At 62.7% G+C, this 8,175-nt stretch carries 6 protein-coding genes, 1 tRNA gene and 1 pseudogene; 5 read left to right on the forward strand and 3 right to left on the reverse strand.

The genetic code is table 11. The features are described 5' to 3' along the window. Positions 1 to 295 precede the first annotated feature (295 nt). On the reverse strand, positions 296 to 949 hold the full coding sequence (gene chpT, locus IVA98_RS27390; RefSeq protein ID WP_247302581.1) for a histidine phosphotransferase ChpT: 654 nt from the start codon (positions 947 to 949) through the stop codon (positions 296 to 298). Positions 950 to 1,146: 197 nt separating this feature from the next. On the opposite strand from chpT, the gene IVA98_RS27395 reads away from it, so the two are divergent. Further along, positions 1,147 to 1,977, forward strand: a complete 831-nt coding sequence (locus IVA98_RS27395; RefSeq protein ID WP_247302592.1) for a 3'(2'),5'-bisphosphate nucleotidase CysQ family protein — start codon at positions 1,147 to 1,149, stop codon at positions 1,975 to 1,977. Between the two features lie 7 nt (positions 1,978 to 1,984). On the opposite strand, the gene IVA98_RS27400 is transcribed toward IVA98_RS27395, so the two are convergent. Continuing rightward, on the reverse strand, positions 1,985 to 2,479 hold the full coding sequence (locus tag IVA98_RS27400) for a YHS domain-containing (seleno)protein (protein WP_247302580.1): 495 nt from the start codon (positions 2,477 to 2,479) through the stop codon (positions 1,985 to 1,987). 139 nt (positions 2,480 to 2,618) lie between these two features. Between IVA98_RS27400 and IVA98_RS27405 the strand changes: the two genes are divergently transcribed. The 3 genes from IVA98_RS27405 (at position 2,619) to IVA98_RS27415 (ending at position 4,867) form a co-directional block, all read left to right on the forward strand. Next, positions 2,619 to 3,224: a DUF1134 domain-containing protein gene (locus IVA98_RS27405; protein ID WP_247333064.1), complete on the forward strand. Its 606-nt coding sequence runs from the start codon at positions 2,619 to 2,621 to the stop codon at positions 3,222 to 3,224. A gap of 118 nt (positions 3,225 to 3,342) precedes the next feature. Further along, positions 3,343 to 4,635, forward strand: a complete 1,293-nt coding sequence (locus IVA98_RS27410; RefSeq protein WP_247302576.1) for a coiled-coil domain-containing protein — start codon at positions 3,343 to 3,345, stop codon at positions 4,633 to 4,635. A 157-nt stretch (positions 4,636 to 4,792) separates the two neighbouring features. Further along, positions 4,793 to 4,867: transfer RNA gene (locus tag IVA98_RS27415), tRNA-Val, on the forward strand. A gap of 385 nt (positions 4,868 to 5,252) precedes the next feature. Here IVA98_RS27415 and IVA98_RS27420 read toward each other — a convergent pair. Next, entirely contained in the window at positions 5,253 to 5,717 is a 465-nt protein-coding gene (locus tag IVA98_RS27420; RefSeq protein ID WP_247355822.1) for a hypothetical protein, read from the reverse strand. A gap of 518 nt (positions 5,718 to 6,235) precedes the next feature. On the opposite strand from IVA98_RS27420, the pseudogene IVA98_RS27425 reads away from it, so the two are divergent. Then, a pseudogene (locus tag IVA98_RS27425) lies at positions 6,236 to 6,986 on the forward strand (outer membrane protein). The last annotated feature ends 1,189 nt before the right edge of the window (positions 6,987 to 8,175 follow it).

Genomic DNA, 8,175 nt, shown 5'->3' on the forward strand with positions numbered 1-8,175 from the left:
CCTTGTTCGGCTCCTGCTCGAACTTCACCAATTGATTGTCGACGGTGTCCAGGCTCTCGCTGGTCTCCGTCAAAAACTCCCGCAACAGATCATCCATGAAAAACAGGCCTTCATACAGGAAGGGCGCGCACGAGGCGTGATGCGCCATTTCGGAATGGGGCCAGCTTCACCGCAAAGCGTTTAATATTGGTTGAGTATGTGCAAAAGAACGGAACCAACAAAGAGATAAGGCGCTCCGGACAAGCCGAAGCGCCTCATCAAGACTGGATTAATATTCCGAGCGCGAAGGGCGCGTTTACGAAGCGGTAACGGTGATGGCTTCGCCTTCCGGCGCGAGCTTCACGGTGAGCCCGCAGGCCTGCGCCAACAGCCGCGTATAATAAGGCTGGATCGCATGCGCATCCGCGGCCGGCCCGCGCTCGCCGCTCAGGAGCTCGGAGATGTTCTGCGGCAGGCGCGCATTATGTCCGGTCGCGGTGATGCGGAAGCTCATCGTCTCGCCCTCGCCGATCGGATCGATCGTCAGCATGCCGCCGCGCGGGATCGTGTGCTGGGCAACCACCAGCATATTGAGCAGCAGCTTGACGCGATTCTTCGCCAGCAGCAGCCGCGGCAGATTCCAGGTGATCGAGCACTTGCCGTCCTCGATATGGCCGCGCGCCATGGTCTGGGCATCACCGAGATCGATCTGTGCGCCGGAGGAGCCGGCCGCGCCGAAGGCAAGGCGGCAGAACTGGAGCCGGGCCGAGGCCGTCTTGGCGCTCTTGCGAATGAGGTCGAGCGCGAACTCGCGGTCCTCGGGCTTGGGATCATCGTCGAGCACTTCGAGCCCGTTGACGATAGCGCCGACGGGGCTGATGAGATCGTGGCAGACCCGCGAGCACAGCAGTGCTGCGAGTTCGAGCATATCGGGAGCAGTAGCGGTCGCAGGCGACGAGGCGTCAGACATATAATGGGGTCCTGGAGGGTTCCTGGAATGCACGGCGCTGGAGCCGCGAATCACGCATGCTTGACGGATGCTGCGGGTTCTAACATTCGCATGCCCGCGGCAGCTAGCTTGCGATCGATGAGAGGTGGCCATAAAGCCCCAACCAAATCAATCGGGGCGAATCAGTCGAGGAGGACGAAATTGCCGATGAATGAGGCATCCAGGTGAAGCGGATCATCGACGGCGCAGCCGCAACCGGCCTGCTAGAGCCGCTCACCGCACTGGTGGTGAAGGCGGGCGAAGCGATCCTCGCCGTCAACCGTGCGGCGATGCGGGTCGAGGGCAAGCAGGACGGCTCACCGGTCACCGAGGCCGACCTTGCCGCCGATGGCATCATTGCGGAGGGACTGGCGCAGCTTGCGGCCAACGTGCCGGCCCTATCGGAAGAACGGACCCAGCTCGCCTCGCCGCCGTTTCAGGGCAGCTTCTTCCTGATCGATCCGCTCGACGGCACCAAGGAATTCGTTGCCGGCCGCGACGAATTCACCGTCAACCTCGCCCTCGTGACCGAAGGCGTGCCGCTGCTCGGCATCGTCTCCGCGCCCGCGCTCGGCCTGCTCTGGCGCGGCGTCATCGGCCGCGGCGCCGAGCGCGTGAGCTTCGACGGCACGACCGTCGGCGCGGCCGAGCCAATTCACACCCGCAAGTTTCCGGCGCAGGGCGCGCCCTGGATCGCGGCGGTGAGCCGCTCGCACGGCGATCCCAGGAGCGAGGCGTTCATCGATGCCAGACCCAATGCCGTCCGAAAAACGGTCGGCTCGGCCGTGAAATTCGGCCGGATCGCGGAAGGCAGCGCCGACATCTATCCCCGCTTCGGACCGACCTCGGAATGGGACGTCGGGGCCGGCGCGGCGGTGGTAACCGCGGCCGGCGGCAGGGTGACGGACGGCAAGGGCGGCGAGCTCCGCTTCGGCCAGCGCAGCGACAGCGGCTTCATCATCCCGGAGTTCATTGCCTGGGGCGACCCGCAGGCGGTAGATCGCTACTGACCGCTTGTTACTGGCCAAGCTTATCTTGGAGGGCGGGCCAGCGCTTGCCGACCTCATAGAGAAAGCGCTCCGGGTTGGTGACGAAGGCGTCGCGATTGGCTTCCCGGCTGAACAAATAGAGCCGCTGCGCCACGATCGCGAAGAAGCGGGGATTGCCGGCGACGACGACGCCGCGGGCGATATCGGCCGGATCATAGCCACCGAATTGTGGCCCGTAGATCTCGGGATGGGACAGGAAGGAGGCCCGGTTGCCCTCGTTCCGGAAGCGCCAGACCGCGCCCCAGAGGTTCGCCTCGAACTGCGCCGTCCCTCGCGCGGCCGCGCCATCGACGAAATAGGCGACGGGATCGAAGCCCTCCATGGCGACGCCGCTGAAGCGGTTGACGACGATCCGCTCGGTGGTGGCTGCCTCTGCAGGCAACCTCGGGCAGATGATCCAAATGCCCGCCAGCAGGCAGACGAGGCAAACGCGGCGGCCGATCAAGGCAATTCCGGGGCGCAAAGGGCTATCTTCCTGCCGTTGTGCCGTCATAGTTGCTGCGGATAACATCCGAGTCGAGGGGACATCCGGCGCAACCTAGAGCCGTGCCTGTTGGCGTCAGGTTAAGGAAGCGATCGGTTTCGATACCAGGGGTTCTTTTATGACTTTCGCATCACGCCTTGCTGCGCTCGCGCTCGCCGCGATGGTCGGCTGGATCGTGCCGGCCGCCGCCCAGCAGGCGCCCCCGCCCAACCTGCCGCCGCCGCAGCGCGCCCCGACGCCCAACACCTATGGGCCGGACGAGCTCGTGACCGCGGGCCACCGCTTCTTCGGCAACGTCTCGCGCGGGCTCGCCTCGATCATCGAGAAAGCGGTCAGCCAATGGGGTCTGCCGAACGGCTACATTCTGGGTGAGGAAGGTTCCGGCGCTTTCGTCGCCGGCCTGCGCTACGGCGAAGGCACGCTCTACACCAAGAATGCCGGCGATCTGCGCGTCTACTGGCAGGGCCCCTCGCTTGGTTTCGATTGGGGCGGCGACGGCGCCCGCACCATGACGCTGGTCTATAACCTGCCCGCCACCAACGCGATCTACCAGCGCTTCGCCGGCCTCGACGGCTCGGCCTATATCATCGGCGGCTTCGGCATGACGGCGCTCACCGCCAACAACATCGTGCTGGTGCCGATCCGGTCCGGCCTCGGCCTGCGGCTCGGAGCCAATATCGGCTATCTCAAATTCACGCCGAATGCGACCTGGAACCCGTTCTAGGTCTCTTCTCCCAACTGGGTACGGATCAAGGTTAACGACGGAGCGGGACTGGCTTTTTGCCGGCGCCCCATGCCATTGTCGTTGGTAAATTTTTCCTTAGCTCTGGGAGTTCTGGCCCATGGTCGAACCGATCATGTACCTGGCGATCGGTTTCCTGCTCTCGATGCTGTGCGGGCTTGCCATCGTGCCGCTGGTGCACAACCGCGCGGTGCGCCTGACGACGCGCCGGCTCGAGGCCGCCACCCCGCTCTCGATGGCCGAGATCCAGGCCGACAAGGACCAGCTCCGCGCCGAATTCGCCATGTCGGCGCGGCGGCTCGAGATGAGCGTCGAGCAGCTCAAGAACAAGACCACCAGCCAGCTCGCCGAACTCGGCAAGAAGAGCGATGCCATCAACCGCATGAAGATCGAGTTAGGGGAGAAGAACGCCACGATCTTCGCACTGGAGGCGCGCGAGAAGGCGATGAAGGAGCAGCTTCGCGCCACTGAGGAGGAGTTCAACGCCAAGACCGAGGCGCTGCGCGCCGCCGGGATTGCGCTGGCTGACAAGCAGGCCGAGCTTGCAAAGATCAACTCTGAACTGTCGGACCGCTCGATGATGGCGGAGAGCCGCCAGGTCGAGTTGGTCGCCGTGCGCGCGCAGATCGAGGAATTGAAGAACCGCGTCGGCGATGCCGAAAAGGAATTTGCCGCGACGCAAGCGCGCCTGGCGCAGGAGCGGACCGAATCCGAGACCGCCTCGCGCGAACTCGCGGATGCCCGGGGCCGCGTCGAGAATCTGAGCCAGCGTGTCACCGAGCTCGATCGCCAGCTCATCGTGCAGGTCAAGGAGGCCGAGATGCTATCGAGCCGCGTCGCCGACCTCGAGGGGCGCCTCGCCACCCAAGGCAAGCTGCTCGCCGAGCGCGACTATGAGAACAACCAGCTGCGCCAGGCCAACGAGAGCAATGAGCGCATCATCAAGGAGCTGCGCGTCGAGATCGCCGCCTTGAGCGGCGGCAAGTCGTCGGCCCCGTTCGAAGCGCTGCGCGCGGAAAAGACCGCGCTGGAGGAGCAGCTCCGCAGCGCGCGCGACGAGCGCGCCAGACTCCAGCGCGACATCAACGCGATCCAGCAGCAGGCGGAAAGCTCCTGGGCGACCGAGCGGATGGAGAACGCGCTGCTGCGCGAGCGCATCAACGACATCGCCGCTGAGGTCGCCAAGCTGGCGATGCAGCTCGAAGGCCCGAACTCGCCGATCGAGGCGCTGCTCGCGGCCGACGCCAGCCAGCCGGCCAAGCAAGCGCCGCGCCCGGCCAACGATGCTGCGACCAACGGCGCGGCCACCCTGCCCGAGGGCGGTGGAACGCTCGCCGAGCGCATCCGCGCCCTCCAGGCCCACGCCTCCCGCGCCCGCCAGCAGGGCGCTTAACCGGGCCGAAACCCGGCCTACCAGCGAGTGGGATGGCTTGCGATCGGTTTTCCGGCCCTCCGGCGCCTGGAAACTTGACACCTTCGCCCCGCACTTCTAAATCGCGGGCTCCAATGTGCCGGCCGGCCGCAAGTCCGGCCGCCTGCATGATGGTCCCGGGCGCATAGCTCAGCGGGAGAGCGTTCCCTTCACACGGGAGAGGTCCAAGGTTCGATCCCTTGTGCGCCCACCATTAATGCCTTGGAATCAGCCACTTCGAGTATGTGCCCCAAAAAAGCTGGGGCACAACAGGGGCACGAAGCGAGCAATGATGGCGCGACGGCCTCGGAGCGGCTCGGCTGCTCATCGTGCAACCGTCCGATGTTCTCGCCACCCAACCGGTGTAGGCGACCTCGTTTGTCTCGATGCGCTCTTGTCTGCGACGTTCCTGCACTGTTTCTCTTTGCCATCACTCTGCCGAGCAGCAGGACTTCGGCTGCGCGCCTAAAGAAAATCCCGCCAGCCACATAGGGCTGACGGGTTCTCGTTTGCCAGTGCGTATCCGCAGTACTCGTCACCCATCCGCGATGGCGCATCGTGCAGCCATAACGGTTGACGTTGGATTACCGCTCACGATCTTAGCGGCTTCGTTCGACGTCGTCCGTAAGACCGATGGCGACGGCAGACAAGTTGAAAGTATACACTTTCCGCCCCTCAAAAACCTCACCGAGCGGCGACGCAGGCCGCCGCGTAGTAGCTCGAAGCTCTTCAGAATCATGGACAGTCTCTGATTTGCGTTTGGGTTCTGCGAGCGCACGCAGCTGGCTGACCTCATCGGCCCGGATCTTCACTCGGGGGTCCCGGTGCCAGACATCTCGAATGCGGTTTTCGGACCAACTATCGAGCCTGCGGCTTAATCTGCGAAGCACAGCCTTCAGCGACTCGCCGGCATCGCTCGCCGCCAACTTTCGAAGAAGGTCTGCGGCCTCGAGCAGAAGATGAAGCCAAGCCGGGCGCGACTGGCCCAGCTGATCGCTCGCCGCAGAAATGTCCGGGCCATAAAGGTCCTCGTCGAGGCGGACTGCACTGGCGGAGGTGCTCAATGCCGACGCGACCAGGCACGAAACACCATGTGCCCATTTCGATTTTAAAAATGTGATCCTCAACAGAGCGAGGACGTGGTGGCGAGCTTCAGGCGGATCGGCAGTCCGTCTGGATGGGTAAGCGTGTGGGCGCTCGACTGGATGAGGATTGTCTCCAATTGGAGACAAAATTACCGAAGGGGGATCGTCAGCCATACCGCGATCACCGGCATCCTAAGTACCTCGCAGATTATCGATTCCTAGTAGCTCGGTCGGAGAGCAAGCTACTGCGTGTCGTGGGCATGGAAACGAAGAACCCGATTCGCTGCGGGGCGTTTTTGCCCGCCCGCCCCCGGTGTGCACGCCACCGGGATTTTACTTCCGCAACTATCTAATAACTATGAAGAATCCCGCCCGTCTTTGACCGCGAGCGTTGCATGCCGACTACAGCAACGTAGAGGCGAACGACGTACTCTTAATCGGGCCCGGAGCCAAACGCATCCGATTCATTGAACTCGTATTTCTGGGGAGACACTCGCATGAAAAGGCTTTTAGCGGCTGCAGCCGGAACACTAACTCTGGGGCTGGTCGCTCCCGCCAGTGCGGCGGATCTGGCCGCGCGGCCATATACGAAGGCGCCTCCGATGATTGCTGCTGTTTACGACTGGAGCGGCTTTTACATCGGCATCAACGGCGGCGGCGGTTCAAGCCACAAGTGCTGGGATTTTGTGGATGCAGCCGGCATTTTCGGTGTCCCAGGCGCTCTGGTGGGCGAGGGTTGCCACAATGCTGTCGGGGGCACGGTCGGTGGTCAGATTGGCTATCGCTGGCAGTCGGCAAATTGGGTGTTCGGTTTCGAAGGCCAAGGCAACTGGGCTGACTTCAGAGGCGACAACACGAGCTTGGCGTTTGCACTGATCGCAATCGCTCTCGCATCGACTCTTTTGGTCTGATTACCGGGCAGGTCGGTTACGCATGGAACAATGTTTTGTTCTACGTCAAGGGCGGCGCCGCGGGTCGTCGGCGACAAGTATGATGTGTTTGATATTCCGACTGGCGCGCTCTTGTCGTCGGCGCGTGAAACCCGTTGGCGCGGGTCTCGAGTATGGCTTTGCTCCGAACTGGTCGGTTGGCATCGAGTACAACCACATCTTCCTGGGCGATCGCACGATCGACTTCACCACGCCGGCTGGAGCCTTCGCAGGTAGCGACCGCATCCGCCAAGACGTTGACATCGGCTTGGTCCGCCTGAACTACAAGTTCGGCGGTCCGACGATCGCGAGGTACTGAGCAGCTTCATAAAAGAACAGGGGCCGGCTCTTAGAGCCGGCCATCTTCTTTGGAAGGCTCGAATGACAAAGACCTTCAGGCCAAACGTCCCTTCGCAGCTCGCCGTGAGCTCAACGAGGCACTCGCTTCGGGTGAACCTCACACAATTTGCGGAGCATCGGGCAGGCACTCAGACATTTCAACATTTCAGAACTCTCAAAAAAACTGGACTGCAGCGTACAAGCATCTATCGCGCGTTCGGCGACCAACGGCTTCCGTTTTTTCAACAATTCTCAGTGTGCTCACCGCCATGGGCTTGCAGATCAAACTAGTTCCACGCACTGGCGGCAAGGGAGCGTCGAGGACATGATCAGGGCTCTCCAAAACAAGTTCAATCTCGACTGACGCGAGCCCGTTTCGGGAGAGCAAAAGCCCCGCCGGTTCGCGCTAGCGGGCCTGTGTGCTAACAACTTGGCGTGCCGCGCGGATCGTGCGGAACGTCGCGGCACCGGCCGCAGGAGCTGTCATAAGGTAGCACCTGCGGCCTACATATCCGCGGGGGCTCGGACGCCGCCGCACCTGATGGAAGCCCGTTGTTCTCGTTTTGCGGAATGTTCTCATGCTGCCTCGGGTACTGGCCTGTTTCCGAGCGCGGTGGCCTAGTTTGAAAATCACAGTGGCCTGATTTGAGGAACCGGCCCGGAACTTTCGCGTTTGAATTGCCGGTTACGTCATGGAGGAAGGCCATGGGAGCGCGCCGCCGATTTAGCCAGTCTTCGCCCTTGGAAGAACGACTTGCCGAAGAAGCGAAAAGCCTACGCGAGCAAGCCAAGAAGCTCCCGCATGGACCGCAGCGGGAAGCCTTACTGCGTAGAGCCCGACAAAACGAGGTTGGCGCTCACATGACCGAATGGCTTATGTCGCCCGGCTTGCAGCCGCCGGAGTAAAGCGTAAGATTCAGGTGATTTGCGAAACCAAATGGGGGGCAGCGTGACGGCGCCAGACCTCGTTTTCATAATCACCATGGTTGGATTGGGCGCTCTATCCACGGTCCTCGCGTATATGCTGGTGCTGCTATCGTATCGGGCGAGTGGGCCCGTGTTCGCCAAAGCGGTCCAGCAATTTCCAAATTTACTTCGACGGTCCGGCTGGCGAACCGACCTTGCCGGCAACGATCCCCACATCGCGGCGTACGCCCGAGCCCATCACC

Source organism: Bradyrhizobium sp. 160 (assembly GCF_023073735.1).
GTDB lineage: Bacteria > Pseudomonadota > Alphaproteobacteria > Rhizobiales > Xanthobacteraceae > Bradyrhizobium.